The following is a 19663-nucleotide window of genomic DNA, read 5'->3' as shown; positions in this document are numbered from 1 at the left end:
CTAGACCTCCTGCGGTATCTTTATCGGAAGTTTCCCTTGCGCTTTGATCGTGCCGTCTAGAATCTTCTTAAGGCTCCTTTGCGAAACCGCTTCGTAGCCGTAGCTGATTATGCAGTTCTTAACGCCTTCCAGGAAAGCATCGTATGGGTTTCTCAATGCTATTACCAGCGTTCTTCCCGTTCTTTGCGAAAGCTTCAAGAGTAACTTTCTCTGACCTTCGTGAAGGTGAGCGTTCTCCGTAAAGACCAATCTTACTCCCTTGCCCGGGGAATTGGCAGCCAGTCTGTCCGCTTCTTCGACGGTTATGTTAGGCGAGAAGTCAATTATCGGACAGTCTGACATCTGCGCGATCTCTCTGGCCACAGTGGGAACTCCCTTCTGGGGACCGTCTTCAACTTGAACCAATCTTGAAAGTCTTACAGAGAATATTCCGCTCACACTCTCGATTGGAAGGGGAAGAAGAGAACTGTCTTCCAGAATGGCCGTGATAGATCTATCGGAAATCTCCTGCATCGCATTCAGACTCTCCTGGGAGGCGATCTCTTCGATCGAGAACCTGTCGGCACTGGTCGCCTCTACCCGGAACTTCTCAACTCTTTGTAGAGATTCCTGGAAACGCTTTTCCAGCTCCGGCGATTTTTCTATCTCTCTAATCAGAATCTTCTTGACTCTTCTCTGGACAACCGGATCGTGGCAGTAAGTCAGATAATCCATTCCATTTCTCAGACCCTGTATAGCGGCTTCCTCGGGCGTGAAGTAGTTGCTCACTCCCCCCATTCCCAGATCATCTGCGACAAGGACCCCCCGATAATTCAGCACGTTCCTGGCAAGATCCGTCAATATCTCTCTCGACATCGATGCCGGAACCCGGGAGGCCTGAAGCTGAGGCATGTATATATGCGAAGGCATTATCGAGTCTGCTTGAATTTCCTTGAATGGTCTCAGTTCGTATTCATAAAGTAAAGATTGGGGGATGTCCAGAATCGGTAAATCCAGATGAGCGTCAACATCTACCCTTCCCTTGCCGGGAAAATGCTTCAAACAGCTCATCACTCTTTCACTCTTCATACCCTCTACAAAGGCCCTTGCGTAGGCTATAACCTGATCCGGAGAATCGCCGAAACTCCTTACTCCGATTCCCGGGTTTTTGGGATTGCAGTTAATATCGACGACGGGAGCGAGATTCCAATTCACACCTATGGCGTTCATCTCTCTGGCAAGTATTCTTCCAACAACGAAGGAGTTTTCGGTGGTTCCAGTGGCGGCTATTGCCATAGCTCCGGGCGAAACAGAGAAGCCGTCCCTCAGTCGGCTTACTATCCCACCTTCCTGATCGATGGCAATTGCGGGCTTGTATCCAAGGACTCTTTGAATGTCATCTACGAGAGCCCTTACCTGAACAGCATCGACGATATTCTTCGAAAAGAGAATAACCGCCCCGGGTTTGACTTCTCGAAGTGTCCTTTCGGTCTCGCTATCGATTTCCGGACCGGGTATTCCAATCAAAAACAACCGTCCTACGGCTTCGTCGAAATTCATTCTGAATTCTCCCTGGTTTTCATACGATACAATTCTAGTTTTTATTACCTTGTATTGTCAATTGTAAATTTGTATAGTATGAATATACATAACCTTAGATTCCGCTGCCTATCGATCATATTTGACTATAGTTCCATTTAAGTAACCGAGGGAAAACTTGGATACAGAAAGAAAATGCGATAGCATTGCTGTTGGAAGAACCGTGGTTGGGGGTCGGAGGTCGGGGGTTGGTGGCATCAAGATCAGAAGTGATGCTGCCTCCGGCAGGAAGTGAGGCTCGCTGGCGCGAGGAAGTGATTCCCGGAAGAGCATCCGGGGAAGTGATGCTGGCGCTTAAGCACCAGGAGGCAAAAACCAAAGAAAAAGAGCGAGCAAATTAAAGTAATCTGATCAGAACGAACTCATTTTGTCATCCTGAAGCGCTCCTGTTCAGGATCTGGGCTTTTGAGAAACCGAGGTTAGAGGTCAGTGGTCAGAGGTTGGAAGAGCAAAGGATCAGTTGCAAGTTCTAAGTTGTGAGTTGTGAGTTGTAAAACCGGCGTCGTTGCGGGTCGGAGGTTGGTGGTAGGAAATAGCAAAGGAACTGGTTGGACGTTGAATGGTTCTCCGTTCTCCAAGGAGAATCTGTTATTCGTTCTAGAGCAAGGATCTGTTCTTAGTTCTTGGTTAAAGTCAAAAACCACGAACAAGAGATGCTGAAGTGAGTTCAGCATGATGCGTTGTAGCGTTTTCGGAGTAACCATACGCTGTCATCCCGAACTTGTTTCGGGATCTACTGTCTTTGGAAACCGTGGGCATGCATAGCAGGTAGCTTGTTCCAAATGACTTTCAAACAAAGATTCTGAATCAAGTTCAGATGACGAATTCTTTCGCTCAGCGACCAGCGGGTTTTTTCTCTTAAGCGCACAGCGGTTCTTATGCTCGCAACTTGGAACAGTCAACTTGCAACTGCTCTTCCGAAGGACGGGTTCATGGTTTGGGACGAAGGACCAAGGACGGCTCTTTGCAGCGTTCAGCGGGTTTTTTCTCTTAAGCGCACAGCGGTTCTTATGCTAGCAACTTGTAACTGACAACTTGTAACTGCTGACCGTTAGCGGACAACGCAATACATAAGGAGGCTCGCTTTGATCTGGAATAGGGTTGACGAAATAGTCTCGTGCGGTATTGAAAAAGCAGTGTACCCGGGAGCTGTAGTTTTGGTGGGAAAGGATACCGAGGTCCTCTACAAGAATACCTATGGCTTCATTGCGGTAGACGACAATACCCCCACGACATTTGAAACTGTTTACGACATCGCAAGCATGAGCAAGGTGGTTGCAACCACAAGCGCGATAATGATTCTCGTTTCGCGCGGGGAGCTTTCTCTTTGGGATACGCTCGGAGATTTCTTCGATGTTCCGGAATCGAAGAAGGGGATATCGATCTTTCATCTGCTCACGCACACTTCAGGTATGCAGCCATATTCCGAGGCATGGCGAGAGCTTAAGGGGCGTGAATTGCTGAAATCCATCATAGATCTAGAACCCGAGACCGTACCGATGGAAAAGATAAACTATTCATGCCTGAACTTCATAACTCTCATGGCCATTGTCGAGAAAGTCACTTCTGTAAAATTCGACGAGTTCTGTTCACAACAGATTTTCGAACCACTCGGGATGAATTCGACCACGTATCTGCCGAAGAGCCTAGATCACGTGGCGCCGACAAGCGAACGGGAAGGAAAGATTCTAAGAGGGTTGCCGGATGACGAACTAGCGTATTATCTCGGTGGAGTGAGCGGAAATGCCGGCGTTTTTTCATCGGTTGAAGATCTTTTCAAGTTCGTCTCCAGTCTAATGTATGCTAGGCTGGTACCTTCCAGGGTCTTTGAAACGTTCATATCTGAAACAGTATCGATAGGTGAAAGCAAACGGCATCTAGGCTGGATGGCACCTGCAAGAGGTTCCAGTGCAGGTGACATGCTTGGAGAAGAGGCTTTTGGACACACCGGCTTTACCGGAACGTCGATCTGGGTCGATCCACTTACGGGACTATTCGTTATTATGCTGTCCAACCGAACCAATATCAGCAGGCGGGATACGATACCGCAGATTCAGCAGATCAGAAGACGCCTGCACAACCTTGTCTTCGGGAGCCTCGGATGATCTGGAATGAGATAAGAGATCTTCTCTCCAGCGGAACAAGAAGCATTCTCGGAGTCATGTCGGGAACGTCGGCCGACGGTTTGGAGCTTGCAATTGTTAATTGTTCCGGGAGCGGAAAGTCCATGAAGGTGAAGCTTCTCGAGCACTCTTCCGTTCAGTTCGAGTCGAGTTTCCACGATGAAATAGTGAAAACTTTCGACCCTTCGCTTTCTGGTGTGGACAGAGTCAATTCGATGAACTTCCTCATCGGGAAAAGACATGCGGATGCAATCAAGTCTTTTCTAAATGGAACGGAAGTCAAGGTTGACGCAATCGCTTACCACGGACAAACCGTTTACCACGATCCCGCAGTGCATGCCACTCTTCAGATTGGTGAAGCGGACATCGTGTCGTCCGAGACTGGCCTTCCGGTGGTCTTTGATTTCAGGAAGAAGGACATGGTCTTCGGGGGTGAGGGAGCGCCTATCATTCCTTATTTCGACTGGATCTATTTTGAAAGCGGCATCTACGCAGTAAATTTAGGTGGTATAGCGAACGTTAGCTATGTGGCCGAGAAGCTTGAAGACATGAAAGCCTTCGACACAGGTCCCGCCAACTGCCTGATAGATTTAGTAGCAAAAAGGTATTTCAACATGGAGTTTGACGAAGGGGGCAAGATCGCCGCCCGGGGCTCAGTCGACAGCGCGATACTCGACGTTCTCATAGAGAGAGACCGAAGATATTTTGAGAGGCAGCCCCCAAAATCGACGGGAAGAGAGATCTACAACGAAACCTTCCTGGAGGGGATCTCCTTCTCCTCTCCGGAAAACCTTGTTAGAACACTCGTTAGGTTCAGCGTATTCCAGTTGGTTCAAAGCATCAATTCATATTTACCTTTGGGGAAAAGAATAGTAGTTACGGGAGGAGGGGCCCTTAACCCCGTTATGATCGAGGATCTTAAACAGCTTAGCGGCCTTGATGTAGAAGTGCCTGACAAAACCTTCTTGCAGGCAAAGGAAGCGATTGGCATGGCAGTTCTAGCCCAGGAGTTCTTTAACGGGGTAGAGGCAAACGTTCCGTCTGTAACAGGAGCGAGAAAGAGAGTTGTCCTAGGAAAACTGGCTTTACCTTGATCTCCCCGACGGGAGAGAAAACATAAAGGAGGTTTTTACCGTGAGGCGAATCTTTCTGTTAGTTCTCGCAGTTCTTTTCACCGCCATGTTAATGGCAGCTCCATTCGTGGAAGACAGCATGCTGACACCTGATCCAAACCCCAGAATGGGAGGGACGCTGTACTTGGCACTTACCGGTTCCCCCCAGTCATTCAATTTCTACGGCACTCTCGATAGCAACGCTTACTCCGTTGCAGGACAGATGCTCACAGGACTCGTCGAGGCTCATCCGGTTACGTCGGCAATCAGGCCCGCCCTTGCAGAGTCGTGGGAAGTCTCGGAAGACAACAAGGAGGTCACCTTCCACCTGAGAGATGTGAAGTGGTCTGATGGCGTCCCTCTGACCGCCGATGACGTAATCTTCACATTTGAGCACTTCGTTATGAATCCCGTAGCCAGAGGAAACTCCGTAGCCAGATTCACAATCGAAGCAAAACCAATTGAGTGGGTAAAGGTCGACGACAGCACTGTCAAGGCTATTCTGCCCGCGCCGTACGCTGCCTTCTTCACAGTTCTATCGCACGCCTATATCTACCCGTCCCATGCGCTTGAAAGCAAGATCGACAAGAACAGACCCGACTCGGTCAACGATGTATGGCTAACAAACACTCCTCTGAACGAGATTCCAGCAAATGGACCCTTCATGCTCTCGGAATACATAATAGACCAGAAGGTCGTCATGACGAAAAATCCAAACTACTGGAAGGTCGATGAATATGGCAACAAGCTTCCTTACGTGGACAAGATCGAGTACCTCGTTGTAAGCGATGCACAGGTGAGGCTTGCCAAGTTCATGGCAGGAGAGCTCGACTACATGGCCGTGAGTGGAAACGACTTCCCGATCCTCAAGGAGAGGGAACTTGCCGGCGGTCCATTTAGAGTCTTCCTTGCCGAGCCTACTCAGCCTACTCCAAGCCCGATTCACATCGCATTCAATTTCGATGTTGAGAACCCGAAACTCAGAGAGGTTTTCAGAACTACCGAGTTCCGCCAGGCAATGGAATATGCCCTTGACAGAGAGAGGATCATCGATGAGGTCTACAATGGACTGGCCGTTCTTGGAGGAGTGCCTGTACTTCCCTCTAACAAGGCCTTCTACAATCCAAAAATCGAAGAGATTCGCAGACCCTTCAACCTGGCAGAGGCCGCGAGAATTCTAGACGAGCTTGGACTCAAAGACAATGACGGAGACGGCTTCAGAGAGTATCCCGACGGGACGAAGTTCGAGTTCGTGCTTACCCTGCAGAGCTCTCCGCAGGAGTACCAGGACATCGCATACATTTACTCTCAGGACTTGCAGAGTATCGGAGTAAAGGTCAACCTCCAGATACTCGATAGCTCGCTAACTGGACAGATGTTTGGCGCCGGCAGTTTCGAAGCTGGAATCAGGGCCTTTGGGAACCAGCCCGATCCCCAGTTGAGAAAGGCGATCTGGCAGCCGGGAACTCAGCTCTACTACTGGCACAGAACAACGAGAGACCCCGACACCAATCTTCCTATCATGGAAAACATGCTTGATTGGGAAAAGAGAGTGTACGAACTCTTTGAAAAGGGCCAGGTCGCAATGGACCCGGTCGAAAGAAAATCCTATTACGACGAATGGCAGGAGATCTACGCGGAGTATCTTCCCGTGATTTTCGTGTGCAAAGGAATGAATCTTTACGCCGCGAACAAGTCGCTAGGAAACGTCGAACAGAACGAAGAGGGGCTTCTCTCTTACTCTTCCTGGACCGTATTTAAGAAATAAGTGCTTCATCTGCGGGAGGAGATTCTCCTCCCGCTTTACTTCTCCGGAGGAAGATTATGTGGTCTTTTATCGCTAGAAGATTGCTTATAATGATTCCAATGATGTTCTTCATATCCGTGATCTGCTTCGTGATCACCGAGCTACAACCCGGTGATTTCATAAGCCAGTATCTGGACAACCCGAGAATTTCACCGGCGCAGATCGAGCTACTCAGAAAGAATCTCGGGCTCGATGAACCGGCCCACATAAGATACTGGAACTGGATCAAGGGGATAGTCACCAGAGGGGACTTCGGCTACTCCTTTGCCTTTCAAAGACCTGTTGGAGAGCTTATATGGGAACGAATGGGCTGGACGGTCTTCGTTGCACTAGGAGCCATCGTTTTTCAATGGATCCTTGCCGTTCCGATGGGAATCTACTCTGCGCTGCATCCATATTCATTTGGTGACTATTCGCTAACAGTTATTGGCTTCATAGGTCTTTCTGTACCGGACTTCTTCCTGGCACTGATCCTTATGTACCTCATGCTGCAGATGGGGGCGACCTCGGTCGGTGGCCTCTTTTCGCCACAGTTCGTTGGGGCGCCTTTCAGCCTGGAAAAGTTTGTGGATCTACTTAAACACCTGTGGATTCCTCTCGTTGTAGTAGGCATGAGCGGTCTTGCTGGACTCATGCGTGTCATGCGCGGGAACATGTTAGATGTCATTTCTTCTCCCTTTGTCACCTCGCTCAGGGCTCACGGGCTCGATGAAAAGACCGTAAAAAGGCACGCGATAAAAAACGCACTCAATCCGATGGTCAGCATAGCCGGAACGGAGCTTCCTAACGTATTCAGCGGCACCATAATAGCCGCTATCGTCCTGAATCTGCCGACGATGGGACCGTTCTTCTATAACGCGCTTCTCAACCACGACCAGTATCTAGTAATGACGTTCCTTATGTTCATCGCCATCATAACCCAGATCGGGAATCTATTTGCCGACATAGCGCTTGCCGTTCTCGACCCACGGATAAGGATGAGCTGATATGCAGAGCACGAAAAGCCGGATTGCAAAGAATTTCTTCAAACATAAACTTGGTGTTGTTGGCTTAATAGCCCTTTCTATCATGTATCTGCTCGTCATATTTTCCGACTTCATAGCGCCATACAACTATGTGACTTCCCACAGGAATTTCGTCTATGCGCCCCCCTCGAAGATCCGATTCTTCGATGAAGAAGGTAAATGGATCGGCCCCTTCGTGTACGGGATGAAGAAGGTCAGAAACCCCGTGACTTACAGGCTGGAATTCTCCGAAGACACCAGCCGGCCAGTTCCTGTGAAGTTCTTCGTCAGAGGGGAGGAATACAGATTCTGGGGGATTTTCAAGACTGATCTCCATCTCTTCGGTGTTGAAGAATCTTCCGATATAGCGATGGTTCTTCTTTTTGGCGGCGACAGATTTGGCAGGGATCTATTCTCCAGGGTCCTGATCGGGGGGAAGGTCTCAATGACAGTCGGCCTCGTCGGCACTCTGATAAGCGTATTCATAGGAGCGATAGTTGGAGCGCTTTCGGGATTCTACGGCGGGACTATAGACGTAGTCATACAGCGTTTCATTGAGCTTCTGAGATCCTTTCCGAGGATTCCCCTCTGGCTCGCGCTTGCCACGATTCTACCTCCTCAATGGCCAAGTACATGGGTCTATTTCGGAATCGTAATCGTTCTTTCACTAATCGGCTGGATGGGTGTTGCGCGTGTTGTCAGAGGAATGGTCCTGAGCCTGAGAGAGAAGGAGTTCATTCTGGCCGCCAGAGTATCCGGTGTATCTAACATGAAAATAATAACGCGTCACTTGATTCCTAACACGATAAGCTACCTCATAGTCGTCTCTACTCTTTCAATACCGGGAATGATTCTGGGAGAGAGCGCGATTAGCTTCCTGGGGCTCGGTATAAAGGAACCTATGACAAGCTGGGGCCTGCTGTTGAAACAGGCCCAGTCTATATCTGAACTTGAGGCCCATCCCTGGCTAATGGTTCCGGGAATCTTCATAATCGTTGCGGTTCTCTCCTTCAACTTCGTGGGAGACGCCTTGAGAGACGCCGTCGATCCTTACAGGGCGGTGGAGAAGGTATGAGCGCGATACTCGAGGTGAAGAATCTCAAAACTTATTTCAGGACCCCGGACGGTCTGGTCAAAGCTGTGGACGACATAAGCTTCTATCTCGAGAAGGGAGAGATCCTCGCACTTGTCGGAGAATCCGGCTGTGGTAAAAGCGTTACCGTCCAGACAATTCTCGGTCTGATAAAAGTGCCGCCGGCCAAGGTTGAGGGAGAGATCTTGTACAAGGGAAAGAACCTCGTGGGACTTTCTAACAAGGCGTACAGGGACATAAGGGGCAAGGAAATCAGTATGATCTTTCAGGAACCTATGTCGGCATTCGATCCCCTGTACACGATAGGGTTCCAGCTAACGGAAGTTGCCAGAGCACACATGAACTGGGACCAGACCAGAACCTACGATGAGATCATTTCAATTCTCAGGAGGGTAAATATCCCAGAACCGGAGAAGAGGTACAGAGAGTATCCCCACGAAATGAGCGGCGGAATGCTTCAAAGAATTATGATTGCGATGGCCTTAATAACAAATCCGGAGATAATAATAGCGGACGAACCAACCACCGCACTGGATGTCACAATTCAGGCTCAGGTCCTGAACATTATGAGAGAGCTCCAGGGTGAATTCGGCAGTTCAATAATCTTCATCACCCATGATCTCGGGGTAGTTGCCGAACTGGCCGACAGAGTACACGTAATGTACGCCGGAAAGATTGTCGAGAAGGCCGGGGTGAAGGAACTATATTCCTCGCCCTCGCATCCGTACACCAAGGGTCTTCTCAGCTCTAGAGTGACAAGATCCTTCAAGGGGAAGAAACTGCCTTACATTGAAGGATACGTTCCCAGGGCATATGAATTCCCAGAAGGCTGTCGATTCAACCCTAGATGCCCTCACGCGATGGAGATTTGCCGACAAAAAGACCCGCCCGAATTCTATGTTGGTGACGGCCACACCGCTGCCTGCTGGCTTTTCGAGGGGGGATCCGAAAAATGAAGATACTTTCTACAGAAGGACTTAAGAAGTTCTTTCCGATAAAGGCCGGTGTCTTCTTCCAGGTAGTCGGTCATGTAAGGGCAATGCAGTCTGTTACCCTTGAGATAAGCAGGGGAGAGACAATCGGAGTCGTCGGGGAGTCGGGCTGCGGCAAGAGTACTCTGGGCAGGACCATAGTAAAGATCTACGAGCCGACCGGTGGGAAGATACTCTACCATGACGAAAATGGAGAGGAACACGACATAACCAAAGGGCTTGGAAAGAACGTGCGCTCGAAATTCCGGCGAGATGTTCAGATGATCTTTCAGAATCCCTTCGATTCACTTGACCCCAGAATGACGGTAAGGGATATTATACGGGAACCGATCGAGGCACACAATCTCTTATCCAAAAAAGAAGCAGAAGATTACGTTGGAGAGCTTCTGATGAAAGTCGGTCTCTATCCCGAATACGCTCAGCGTTACCCTCACGAGTTCTCCGGGGGACAGAGGCAAAGGATCGCGATAGCCCGTTCGATCTCGGTTAGACCGAGACTGATTATATGTGATGAACCTACATCTGCCCTCGACGTTTCCGTTCAAAGCCAGATCATAAACCTGTTGCAGGAGCTGAGGGAAGAAAGCGAGATGTCCTATATCTTCATCTCGCACAACTTAGACGTCGTACACCACATGAGCGACAGAATAATGGTAATGTATCTCGGAAACGTCGTAGAGACTGCCGAAGCGAGGGAACTCTTCAACAACCCCGCTCACCCTTACACAAAGGCGCTTATGGCTTCGATTCCAAACTGGGATCCCGAGGACCGGAAGCTTCAGAATATCAAACTGGAAGGGGAGCCCCCTAGCCCGATAAATCCACCTTCTGGCTGCCCGTTTCACCCTAGATGCCCCTACAAAATGGACATCTGCAGCGAAGAAATGCCCGGAAACTTTGAGGTGGCCGAGGGACATAAAGTCGCCTGCTGGCTGCATAAAACCTGAGGTTAGAGGTCAGTAGTCAGAGGTTGGAAGAGCAAAGGATCAGTTGCAAGTTCAAAGTTGTGAGTTGTAAGTAGAAAAGTCCAACAAAACGGGTCTCGGGTCTCGTGAAGAGAACCGCCAATCAGTTCAGGGTTTCAAAGCAACTGAGAAAGTTGTCCGGGAGCGGTTTGTGGAAGCCCCTCACTCTGTCATCCCGAACTTGTTTCGGGATCTGCACTTTTGAAGACCGTTGTCGGGGTGTCGGAGGCCGGGGGTTGGTGGCATCAAGATCAGAAGTGATGCTGCCTCCGGCAGGAAGTGAGGCTCGCTCGCGCGAGGAAGTGATGCCCGGAAGAACATCCGGGGAAGTGATGCTGGCGCTTACGTGCCAGGAGGCAAAAACCAAGGAAAAAGAGCGAGCAAAGTGAAGTAATCTGATCAAACGAACTCATTTTGTCATCCTGAAGCGCTCCTGTTCAGGATCTGGGCTTTTGAGAAACCAAGGTTAGAGGTCAGTAGTCAGAGGTTGGAAAAGCAAAGGATCAGTTCCAAGTTCAAAGTTGTGAATTGTAAAACCGGCGTTGGAGGCCGGAGGTTGGTAGTAGGAAGAGCAAAGGGACTGGCTGGCTGTTGAATGGTTCTCCGTTTCCCGAGGAGAGCCTTGAAGCAGTAGCATCGAGATTCCGACCAGGAGCTTTGTCGGAATGACGGAATTGGGTGTTTTCGGAATAACCGTTCTTGCCAAACCATTATTCTGAGAGTAGAGAGAAGGGAAAAGCGAAGAGAGCAAGTAAGGTTCTGGGTTCTTGAAAAGCCTTGAAGAGCTCTTCAGTTTCCCTAAAGAGTTCATCATTACATATGAGTCAAAGAGTTAAATTCCATTAATATGTTGGTTCTCGTGCGAATGCTGTGTTTGGCTCCTGATGATCCTGATCTTAAGTCCTCCCTTGAGGGAGGAGGGCCACGTAGTGGCGGAGGGTGTTGGTCTTTGTATGCGAAAAAACCGATGCTCTGAAATAGTCCGATGTGAGTGGTTGCTCGATGTTAGTTCTTGGTCTCTGGTAGGAGCATACATATGGATCACAGACCAAATAACGTTAAGAGCGAATTTGTCGTTCAATTTCAAACAGGCCAATCTATTATAAACGTTGTTCAAAGAGCACACACCCCACCGCAAGCGGTCCCCCCCGCTCAAGCGGGGATTTAAGATCAAGAACATAGAGATCCATGAAACCGTCATTATTTACTACTAATGCTAACTGATTCTGGAACTGAGGAGCAAAATGATTGAGCTCCGAAGAAGACGATGTGGGTAGTGATGAGCTCTCGAGAGGGGTGTCGACGGCTCCATCGTCGACGGGGTGTGTGCACATCAAGAACGGACCTCATTTTCAGTCATAACGGAATTCTTTACCAAGAACGAACAACCTGGACGCGCAGCGTCGGAACGAAGAACCAGTCTTCCCGAAGGACGGGTCCATGGTCTGGGACGAAGGACCAAGGACGACTTGGTCTTCTCGGAGGACGGTGGACCGTTGACGGACAACGCGGTTTTCATCAGCGCTCAGCGGGTTCTCCGCCTTTAAGCGCAGCGAGCTCTCGACAATACTCCTTCTCTTCAGGCCGATCTCAAAGAAAAAGGTCCGCCATTGAGGCGGGCCCCTGTATTCATTTTCAATCTAGCATTACCGCTTTGATTACTTTGTCTTTCTCGTTCTCCGCTCTGACCATCATCTCACCGATATCTTCCAGTTTGAAGGTATCGGTAATCAGCGGTTTCACATTTACTGCTCCGCTCTTTATCATATCTACGCATCTTGGAAAGTAGAGAGCCGGAACTGCATGTGAGGCCCTAAGCTGAAGCTTGTTGAAGTGGAACTTGTTTGCATCGAACTTTATGAAGCGTCCCTCCCCGTAATCTATTCCGATGAAGCCGACGACTCCTCCAAAATTCATGACGTCAAGAACTTCGGGGATCACGTAAGGCGGTGCGGTTACGAGAGCTCTATCGACTCCGCCCTTGGGGAATTTATAGGAGCTGATCGGCGTCTTGTCGACGAGTATAACATCCTCCACTCCAAAGCTCTTTGCAACATCTATCCTTATCTTAGATCTTGAATGGTTGGCGACAAAGATTCTTCTCGCTCCCATGGCCTTGACTATCTGAACGGCCATGAGACCAATCGGACCCAGACCAACTACCAGCACGTCGTCGTTCAGCCTAGGATCAACCGTGTATGTGAGATCCAGCGCAACTCCCATTGGCTCGACGAGAGAGGCCTCCTCAAAAGGAACTCCCTCGAAGGGAACTGCATTTTGTTTGTCTATTATTACCTTCTCGGCAAAGCCCATCGTGAGATTCTCTTTCTCGGCCCTTATGAAAACGTTGGGCGCTCTGTCATGGCAGAGATCTACTCTCCCGTTTCTGCAGTCCTCGCATGTCCCGCAGAAAGAACCGCTTTCTACCAGCACACTCTGTCCGACCTTGACATTTTCGACACATGAACCGATCTCTTCCACAATGCCGACTATCTCGTGGCCGAAGGTCTGCCAATCTTTGGCTTCAGTTCTTGCTGTGTGGAGATCTGTTCCACAGATTCCCGAGGCCTTTATCTTCAGCAGTACGTCATTTGGTTTCAAAGGGGGAAGTTCTACCTCCCGAATCTCGAATTTGAACGGCGATTTTACAAACGCGGCTTTCAAATAGACACCCCCTACAGCTCCAGATTGGAACTGGAGACTATCTCTTCTATTCTTTCATATAGTCCGTCATCCATATCCCATTCGACGGCGCCGAGATTCTGTTCTATCTGTTCGACCTTCTGAGCGCCTGCAATTACCGAAGTTACTGCTTCATTTCTGATAAGCCAGTTGATGGCTATGTGACTCAGAGGCTTCCCTATCTCATGCGCCAGTCTGTTCAGTTTTACGACGACCTCGTAGTATTTCTTGAACTCAGGTGAATTTAGCTTCGGATTAGCGGCCCGCACATCGTGTTCGCTGAACTTCTTCTTGTCGCTTATCGCTCCAGCCAGGAGGCCCTGGAAGAGCGGGCTATATGGCAGAAAGGCCATTCCATTCTCCAGAACGAAGGGAAGGACTTCATCTTCGACTCTGTAATCGAGCGGAATATTATGGTAGCTCTTTGGATTCCTTTCGAGCATATTGTAGAGGCCCTGCATACTGCATACCTCTCCAACCTTCATCGCCCTTTTCGCCTCGGGAATGGAAAAATTTGACAGCCCTATGTATCTGATCTTTCCCTCTTTCTTCAGCTCGACCATAGTCTCCATTGTCTCTTCGATTTCGACCTCAGGATCGGGCCAGTGAAGCTGATAGAGATCTACATGATCCGTCCCGAGTCTTCTGAGACTATCTTCAATCTCTTTTCTTATGCTCTCAGGTTTGAGACAGTTTCTCGTCCTTCCCTGATCGTCCCAGAGAAGACCACACTTGGTTGCAATGAAGATCTTATCCCTCAAACCTTTTATTGCCTTCCCGAGCACCTCCTCGGCGTGTCCCAGACCATACACCGGCGCCACATCGAAGAAGTTTATTCCTCCGGCTATTGCCCTCTGGATCGTCTTGATCGAGTCTTCATCTGTCGTCCCATCCCAGAAAGACGGGCCTGAGATTCCCCAGCAGCCGTAACCGAGCGCCGACAGCTTCTCATCTATCTTTTCCACTTTTTTGTACTTCAATTCCTTCGCCTCCCTTATTCGAGATTTGCGTGGTTCTTGAACATCGTTTCCGAATCTATGCTCAACCTCTCCATTAAATTCATTACAACAATATCCGTTAGGATCAACAGTGATTGCTCGAATAGATTTCCCATCGGTTGAACCGAAGAGACACCAGCCCTGTCGGGCACTTTGGGAGTCTTTGTGGGAATCGTAATGACTATATCGCTTATTCCCGCCACAGTAGATTCTTTGCTGGCAGTTATGGAAGCTATTCCGGCTCCAAATTTTCGGGCCTTTTTGGAGTTAAGAACCACTGAAGGAGTCTCCCCCGATGCAGATCCGATGATTAAAAGGTCTCCCTCTCCCAAAGAGGGGCTGGTTACTTCTCCCACAACATGGACCTTCAAACCCAGATGCATAAGCCTCATCGCGAAGGCCTTGATCGCCAGGCCAGACCTGCCCATCGCAAAGAGAAAGACTCTTCTTGCATTTAGAATACTTTCGGAAAGCTCTTCGATCGATTCATCTGTAACTCCCGAAAGGACCGATCTTATCTCGTCAATAACAAGATCAAGCGTGCCTTCGAATTTCATGAACCTTTCTCCAGTCTCGTCTTTATCTGGAACGCTACTCTTGCAGGGTCCTCAGCCTCCCAGATCGATCGTCCCGCGATCACCACATCGGGCTTCAACGGGAAGACATGGGAGAGATTGTCGGGAGATATTCCGCCAGCAACGGCGATCTTTGCCTCCGGAAGAACTCTCCGTATAATCTCTATCTTTTTCGCGTACTCAAGAAGGTGCAGGCTCTCACCCACACCGCTCAGATCGGCCGAAGTGTGGATGCATATGTAATCCGGTGATAGCGGAGAGACCTTTTCGGCAAAGGATTGGAGATCCGAAATCTCTATTGTATCCAACATAAGTTCTCCGCCAAACTGGTCGGCAGCCTTTCTGACTTCCGAAATCGTCTTGAAGGAAGCGAACCCAAGAACCGTCACGATATCTGCCCCGCTTTCAAAGGCCATCGCCGCTTCGAGATAACCCCCATCTACAATCTTCATATCTGCAAGAATCTCATGATCGGGCAGGATCTCGCTTATCTCTCTCACCAGAGTCATACCGTGCGCAAGAACGGCAGGCGTACCGACTTCGAGAATGTCTATGTAATCGGCGACTTCTTTGGCAGTCTTTAAAAAGCTATCCTTTATGTGAGTGTCGTTTGCGAGTTGTAAACGGATCATCAATAGGTTACCCCGCCAACGAGAATGATACTTGAGTATGGTATCTGCTCGCCGGTTCTGATTACTCCCTTAGACTGCGTGTTGGTGAGTTCCTTGAATTTGACATGGGGAACGAACTCCACTTCTATGCCTTCAGGAAGATGCTTCAACGTCTCCTCGAGGCATTTCGGACTAACGGTCTTCATCTCTTCGGAGAAGATAACCTTCTCGACTTCAAGCTCTTCCAGCACGGGATCTAGAACATCGAAGACCCCTGGCTTTCCGCCTACAATGCTTACGTCAATCCTGTATCTGTCAGAAGCAATAGGCAGCCCTGAGTCAGATATTACCAGTAAGTCTGTGTGGCCCATCGAACCTATTAGATTGCATATCTCCTTGTTCAGAATTCCGCTTTTCTTCATAATTATCTCTCCCTTCAAATCTTTGTAGTCAAATGTATCCGGAATTTGTAGTGGGTCGCTTCGTACCAGCACTGCACGAATTCAACATACTCACCGATAGCAGTACAGCCTACTCTTTCGTAATATAGGATCGGCGCCCCCTCTTCTATCTTCAGAAGCTTCGCTATTCTCCCTTCTGCGAGCCGTCCCTCTATGATCGCGTCTCCTTCGACTACGGCCGTTCCCCTATTTCTCATCAGTTCATAAAGAGAACCCTCAAAGTTCTCTTCTCCGGTAAGGTTTGATCTAGATGTAAGAAAGGATATGAAGAGCGCAAGAGGAAAGTAGGATTCATTTCCCCTCAGTCTGGTAACTTGAAGCAACTCTTCGTCTTCCGATACCTGGAGAATTCTAGCCATTTCCGAACCGGCCTTGACTTTCTTCACCTCAACAACCTTCGTAATCGGCACATGGTTCTCAAGTCTCATCTGTTCGGTAAAGCTTCGAATAGTTGTAAGCTGCTCCTGAGAAGCGTTGTTCGTTATGATAGTCCCCCTTCCACGAGACCTTGAGATCTGTCCGCTGCTTTCCAGGGCCTGCAAAGCTCTCCTAACGGTCGCCCTGCTTACATCGAACACTTTCATCATGGCTTCTTCCGTTGGAAGTTTTCTGCCAACGGCGCCCGGTTCCTTCATATAATCAGAAATTATCCTGTAAATCTGGTAGTAGAGTGGAACCGGACTTGCTCTATCAAGGGCTATTCTTCTGTCTGCATTAAAAAGCATGATGAAATCACATCCTTCTTTACGGTACTAGAGAGACAAACAGGCTAATTCGTATATGTTCTCAGCTTGGCAAGGTCTTCATAGGTTTCTATGAGCGAACTGTAGGCCCTATCGAAAACCTCGAAAAGTCTTTCGTAGTACCTGTGATTCTCTGGGTTGTATTTGATGAACTGAACATCCCTTACAAAAGTAGAGGCTTCCTTGAACGTCATCTCTCCAGCTCCAACAGCACCAATAATAGCCGCTCCCATTGACGTTGCCTCTTCGAGATACTCGGGTATCGTAACCGTCTTCCCAAATATATCTGCCACAATCTGTTTCCAGTTCCTTCCCTTTGCTCCTCCGCCGATAAGGCGAATCTTGTCGAACTTCCCCTTAGTCTCGAGAATATCCAGGACTATTTTCAGGTTGAAGACCACACCTTCGAGCACCGCCCTCAGCATATCGGCCTTTCTATGTGTAGATGAAAGTCCTATGAAGGCTCCTCTAGCATTAATGTTCCACCTCGGGCTTCTCTCCCCGAGCAAATAAGGCAGAAAGATGAGGTTCCCGGCTCCGGGTCTTGTCTGGTCAACCAGATCGTCCATAATCGTGAAGGCGCTCAGCCCCAGTGCCTTTGCCTTCTCTTCTTCATGCTGGCAGAGAGCGTCCTTAGCCCATTGATACGAAGCTCCCCCGGCCTGCATTGTTCCAGTCGGGCAATAGAAACCCTCAATGGGATATGCGAAGTTAAATGTCCTAGATTTCTCGTCGAAAATAGGTTCCGTGGAACATGTGCTCACCCAGCTAGATGAACCGAGATAGAGATAGGCCTCGTCTGGACTGACAACCCCTGCTCCCAGGCAGGCACAGGCGCCGTCTCCGCCGCCGCGGACTATTAGAGTCTTCTTCGACAGTCCCAGTTCCTCCGCCACCTTTGGCAGTATCTCCGAGACGACATTCGTAGAGGAGGTCACATTGGGAAGTTTTTCCATATCCAGCCCGAACACTTCAACGAGTTTCTCCGACCATTTCAGGTTTTCGATATCGAAGAGAAGCGTCATCGACGCATCTGAGTGGTCAGTCCCGAACTCTCCGGTAAATCTTGAGACGATGTAATCCTTCGCATTCAGGAATTTATGTGCTTTATTGTATATTTCAGGTTCGTTATCTTTTATCCAGGCAATCTTCGGACCGGAGTAGGTCGGCGTTATCCTAGATCCAGTGAGCCTGTATACGAAATCATTGCCCACTTCTTCGAGCCTTGCCGACTGTTCGACGCTTCTCTGATCGGCCCATATTATGGCCCTTCTAAGAAGCTTTCCGTCCCTGTCAACGGGGATTGCCCCCATCATCTGACCGCTGAAGCTTATAGCGACTATCTCTTCGGGATTGACACCGGCCCTGGCGATGAGATCCGGGGTCGTATTCTTGACGGACTCCCACCACTCCAGAGGATCCTGCTCTACCTGATTCGGACCGGGATGATAGGTCTTGTAACCTGAGAAGGAACTCGCCAGGAGCTTCCCGTCTATTCCATATAGCGTCGCCTTGTTCCCGGTGGTTCCCAGATCGTATGCGATGACGTATTTCATTTCTCATCGCCTCCAGTTATCTCATTAACGAGAGCTTCTATTTCTTCCCTTTCCGGCATTGAAGGCGAAGTGCCAAATCTAGTCGTAGAAATGGCCGCTCCGGCACGGGCGTAGTCGATGGCTCTTTCCAAGCTCTCTCCCCTCGAGAGATATGCAGCAAAAACTCCGGCAAATGCGTCTCCAGCTCCGGTTGTATCGATAGTCTTTACCTTGCAGGCGGGAACGAGCCCTCCATTGACCGATGGACAGTAAACCCCCTTGCCTCCGAGAGTTATCAGCACTGTGTCCACCGACTTCTTCAATTCAGAAGCTATGGCCTCTATCGACTCCATTCCGTCCAGCGGAATTCCCGTCATTAGGCTGGCCTCTATCTCGTTCGGCATAATAATGTCGACATATTTTAGGATCGAATGATCAAATTCCTTCACGGGCGCGGGGTTTAGCAGAACTCTCGCTCCGGAGTCTCTGGCGAGTTTTATCGCCTCGTAAGTTGCGTCGAGATTCGCTTCAAACTGGGTAAGAAAGACATCGGAAGAGGTGAAGATATCTCTGTGTCTTATAACATCTTCGACAGTCAACTCGTTGCAGGCCTCTGGCGCAACTGCAATGGCGTTGTTTCCGTTGTTCTCATCTACTATTATCAGAGCGACTCCTGTTCCGGCAGTATCCGACTCGAGAAGATAATCTTTTGTGATTCCAAATTTATCGAATGCATCCTTCACAAATGGAGCAAACAAGTCTTTGCCGATCTTAGTCATGAACTTGACGTCAGATCCTGCCTTTCTGGCAGCCACAGCCTGGTTGAATCCCTTGCCTCCGGGGCCCATCTTGAAGGGACCGGAAAAGACCGTCTCTCCTACAACGGGTATATGGGGAGAAAGGGTAGTGAGATCCATTACATAGCTACCAAATACTGTCACTTTGTTCATCTGATACCTCCAAAAAGTTTAATGATTCAATCTGGGTCTCTTCTCTTCCGCGATCTCCAGCAATTCACCGCCCGGACCCTTGAACGTGTTGTAGAAAACCTTTCCGTCAAAAACCGGAATAGGATCGGGCGATTCGAGTTCAATGCCGTTGCTCTTCAAATAATCCATTGCTTTTTCAATGTCATCTACAACGAAAGAGAGGTGCTGAAAGTGAGACTGTGACTCGGGAGCAAATTTCCTCTCCTTGCTATCTTCGTAGCACATGAGTTCGATTTCACAACCTTCGCCGGCAACGAATGCTACTTCGAGTTTCTTTTCAGGCAGCTTCTCTCTGTTAACCAGTTTCAACCCGAGAAGGCCTATATAGAACTCGAGCGCTTTATCGAGATCGGGAACTTCTACTGCCACATGAAAGAACTTATTTATCTTCATTA

General features: G+C 49.1%; 19 protein-coding genes. 9 read left to right on the top strand and 10 right to left on the bottom strand.

Annotated features, from left to right (window positions below; genetic code table 11):
* Positions 1 to 1539 (bottom strand): beta-N-acetylhexosaminidase, encoded by a 1539-nt coding sequence (nagZ, locus tag THEBA_RS13000; protein ID WP_014731915.1) that lies wholly within the window; start codon positions 1537 to 1539, stop codon positions 1 to 3.
* Between the two features lie 230 nt (positions 1540 to 1769).
* Between nagZ and THEBA_RS12995 the strand changes: the two genes are divergently transcribed.
* The 9 genes from THEBA_RS12995 to THEBA_RS12955 all read left to right on the top strand — a co-directional run bounded on the left by THEBA_RS12995 (position 1770) and on the right by THEBA_RS12955 (position 11063).
* On the top strand, positions 1770 to 1919 hold the full coding sequence (locus tag THEBA_RS12995) for a hypothetical protein (RefSeq protein ID WP_014731914.1): 150 nt from the start codon (positions 1770 to 1772) through the stop codon (positions 1917 to 1919).
* Positions 1920 to 2663: 744 nt separating this feature from the next.
* The gene (locus THEBA_RS12990; RefSeq protein ID WP_014731913.1) at positions 2664 to 3683 is read left to right on the top strand and encodes a serine hydrolase domain-containing protein; all 1020 of its coding nucleotides are present in this window, start codon (positions 2664 to 2666) and stop codon (positions 3681 to 3683) included.
* Complete coding sequence (locus THEBA_RS12985; RefSeq protein ID WP_006489419.1) at positions 3680 to 4795, top strand: anhydro-N-acetylmuramic acid kinase; 1116 nt, start codon at positions 3680 to 3682, stop codon at positions 4793 to 4795. Before THEBA_RS12990 ends, THEBA_RS12985 begins: the two co-directional genes overlap by 4 nt.
* A 40-nt stretch (positions 4796 to 4835) precedes the next feature.
* Positions 4836 to 6581 (top strand): ABC transporter substrate-binding protein, encoded by a 1746-nt coding sequence (locus tag THEBA_RS12980; RefSeq protein WP_006489420.1) that lies wholly within the window; start codon positions 4836 to 4838, stop codon positions 6579 to 6581.
* Between the two features lie 56 nt (positions 6582 to 6637).
* A complete protein-coding gene (locus THEBA_RS12975) occupies positions 6638 to 7606 on the top strand; it encodes an ABC transporter permease (RefSeq protein WP_006489421.1) in 969 nt (322 codons plus the stop codon).
* A gap of 1 nt (position 7607) precedes the next feature.
* Positions 7608 to 8699: an ABC transporter permease gene (locus THEBA_RS12970; RefSeq protein WP_006489422.1), complete on the top strand. Its 1092-nt coding sequence runs from the start codon at positions 7608 to 7610 to the stop codon at positions 8697 to 8699.
* Positions 8696 to 9673, top strand: coding sequence for an ABC transporter ATP-binding protein (locus THEBA_RS12965; protein ID WP_006489423.1), 978 nt, complete (start codon positions 8696 to 8698; stop codon positions 9671 to 9673). The genes THEBA_RS12970 and THEBA_RS12965 overlap by 4 nt, the downstream gene beginning before the upstream one ends.
* Positions 9670 to 10656: an ABC transporter ATP-binding protein gene (locus THEBA_RS12960; protein ID WP_006489424.1), complete on the top strand. Its 987-nt coding sequence runs from the start codon at positions 9670 to 9672 to the stop codon at positions 10654 to 10656. The genes THEBA_RS12965 and THEBA_RS12960 overlap by 4 nt, the downstream gene beginning before the upstream one ends.
* 257 nt (positions 10657 to 10913) lie before the next feature.
* A complete protein-coding gene (locus THEBA_RS12955) occupies positions 10914 to 11063 on the top strand; it encodes a hypothetical protein (protein WP_014731912.1) in 150 nt (49 codons plus the stop codon).
* A gap of 1246 nt (positions 11064 to 12309) precedes the next feature.
* Here the strand turns inward: THEBA_RS12955 and THEBA_RS12940 are convergent.
* The 9 genes from THEBA_RS12940 to THEBA_RS12900 are packed head-to-tail and all read right to left on the bottom strand — an operon-like array spanning position 12310 to position 19661.
* Positions 12310 to 13338 carry a zinc-dependent alcohol dehydrogenase gene (locus THEBA_RS12940; protein ID WP_014731910.1) on the bottom strand — a complete coding sequence of 343 codons (1029 nt, stop codon included), beginning with the start codon at positions 13336 to 13338 and terminating at the stop codon, positions 12310 to 12312.
* 11 nt (positions 13339 to 13349) lie between these two features.
* Positions 13350 to 14336, bottom strand: a complete 987-nt coding sequence (locus THEBA_RS12935) for an aldo/keto reductase (protein ID WP_014731909.1) — start codon at positions 14334 to 14336, stop codon at positions 13350 to 13352.
* A 14-nt stretch (positions 14337 to 14350) separates the two neighbouring features.
* Positions 14351 to 14911 (bottom strand): 6-phospho-3-hexuloisomerase, encoded by a 561-nt coding sequence (hxlB, locus tag THEBA_RS12930; RefSeq protein WP_014731908.1) that lies wholly within the window; start codon positions 14909 to 14911, stop codon positions 14351 to 14353.
* Positions 14908 to 15561, bottom strand: a complete 654-nt coding sequence (locus tag THEBA_RS12925; protein WP_236609264.1) for an orotidine 5'-phosphate decarboxylase / HUMPS family protein — start codon at positions 15559 to 15561, stop codon at positions 14908 to 14910. The genes hxlB and THEBA_RS12925 overlap by 4 nt, the downstream gene beginning before the upstream one ends.
* On the bottom strand, positions 15561 to 15962 hold the full coding sequence (gene rbsD / locus THEBA_RS12920; protein ID WP_014731906.1) for a D-ribose pyranase: 402 nt from the start codon (positions 15960 to 15962) through the stop codon (positions 15561 to 15563). The genes THEBA_RS12925 and rbsD overlap by 1 nt, the downstream gene beginning before the upstream one ends.
* Before the next feature lie 14 nt (positions 15963 to 15976).
* Positions 15977 to 16726 (bottom strand): GntR family transcriptional regulator, encoded by a 750-nt coding sequence (locus tag THEBA_RS12915; RefSeq protein ID WP_014731905.1) that lies wholly within the window; start codon positions 16724 to 16726, stop codon positions 15977 to 15979.
* Positions 16727 to 16770: 44 nt separating this feature from the next.
* The gene (gene xylB, locus THEBA_RS12910; RefSeq protein ID WP_014731904.1) at positions 16771 to 18300 is read right to left on the bottom strand and encodes a xylulokinase; all 1530 of its coding nucleotides are present in this window, start codon (positions 18298 to 18300) and stop codon (positions 16771 to 16773) included.
* Positions 18297 to 19229, bottom strand: a complete 933-nt coding sequence (locus THEBA_RS12905) for a ribokinase (RefSeq protein WP_014731903.1) — start codon at positions 19227 to 19229, stop codon at positions 18297 to 18299. Before THEBA_RS12905 ends, xylB begins: the two co-directional genes overlap by 4 nt.
* A gap of 18 nt (positions 19230 to 19247) precedes the next feature.
* Complete coding sequence (locus tag THEBA_RS12900; protein ID WP_014731902.1) at positions 19248 to 19661, bottom strand: VOC family protein; 414 nt, start codon at positions 19659 to 19661, stop codon at positions 19248 to 19250.
* Between the last annotated feature and the right edge of the window lie 2 nt (positions 19662 to 19663).

Origin of the sequence: Mesotoga prima MesG1.Ag.4.2 (assembly GCF_000147715.2) — a bacterium.
Classification (GTDB): domain Bacteria; phylum Thermotogota; class Thermotogae; order Petrotogales; family Kosmotogaceae; genus Mesotoga; species Mesotoga prima.
Note: the sequence above shows the minus strand (reverse complement) of the source record. Positions and strands in the feature narration are given on the sequence as shown.

Excerpts from the sequence above, each read along its gene's own strand:
- nagZ (WP_014731915.1), bottom strand. The coding sequence starts at position 1,539 with ATGAATTTCGACGAAGCCGTAGGACGGTTGTTTTTGATTGGAATACCC.
- THEBA_RS12985 (WP_006489419.1), top strand. The coding sequence starts at position 3,680 with ATGATCTGGAATGAGATAAGAGATCTTCTCTCCAGCGGAACAAGAAGC.
- THEBA_RS12975 (WP_006489421.1), top strand. The coding sequence starts at position 6,638 with ATGTGGTCTTTTATCGCTAGAAGATTGCTTATAATGATTCCAATGATG.
- THEBA_RS12970 (WP_006489422.1), top strand. The coding sequence starts at position 7,608 with ATGCAGAGCACGAAAAGCCGGATTGCAAAGAATTTCTTCAAACATAAA.
- THEBA_RS12965 (WP_006489423.1), top strand. The coding sequence starts at position 8,696 with ATGAGCGCGATACTCGAGGTGAAGAATCTCAAAACTTATTTCAGGACC.
- THEBA_RS12960 (WP_006489424.1), top strand. The coding sequence starts at position 9,670 with ATGAAGATACTTTCTACAGAAGGACTTAAGAAGTTCTTTCCGATAAAG.
- hxlB (WP_014731908.1), bottom strand. The coding sequence starts at position 14,911 with ATGAAATTCGAAGGCACGCTTGATCTTGTTATTGACGAGATAAGATCG.
- THEBA_RS12925 (WP_236609264.1), bottom strand. The coding sequence starts at position 15,561 with ATGATCCGTTTACAACTCGCAAACGACACTCACATAAAGGATAGCTTT.
- rbsD (WP_014731906.1), bottom strand. The coding sequence starts at position 15,962 with ATGAAGAAAAGCGGAATTCTGAACAAGGAGATATGCAATCTAATAGGT.
- THEBA_RS12915 (WP_014731905.1), bottom strand. The coding sequence starts at position 16,726 with ATGCTTTTTAATGCAGACAGAAGAATAGCCCTTGATAGAGCAAGTCCG.
- xylB (WP_014731904.1), bottom strand. The coding sequence starts at position 18,300 with ATGAAATACGTCATCGCATACGATCTGGGAACCACCGGGAACAAGGCG.
- THEBA_RS12905 (WP_014731903.1), bottom strand. The coding sequence starts at position 19,229 with ATGAACAAAGTGACAGTATTTGGTAGCTATGTAATGGATCTCACTACC.
- THEBA_RS12900 (WP_014731902.1), bottom strand. The coding sequence starts at position 19,661 with ATGAAGATAAATAAGTTCTTTCATGTGGCAGTAGAAGTTCCCGATCTC.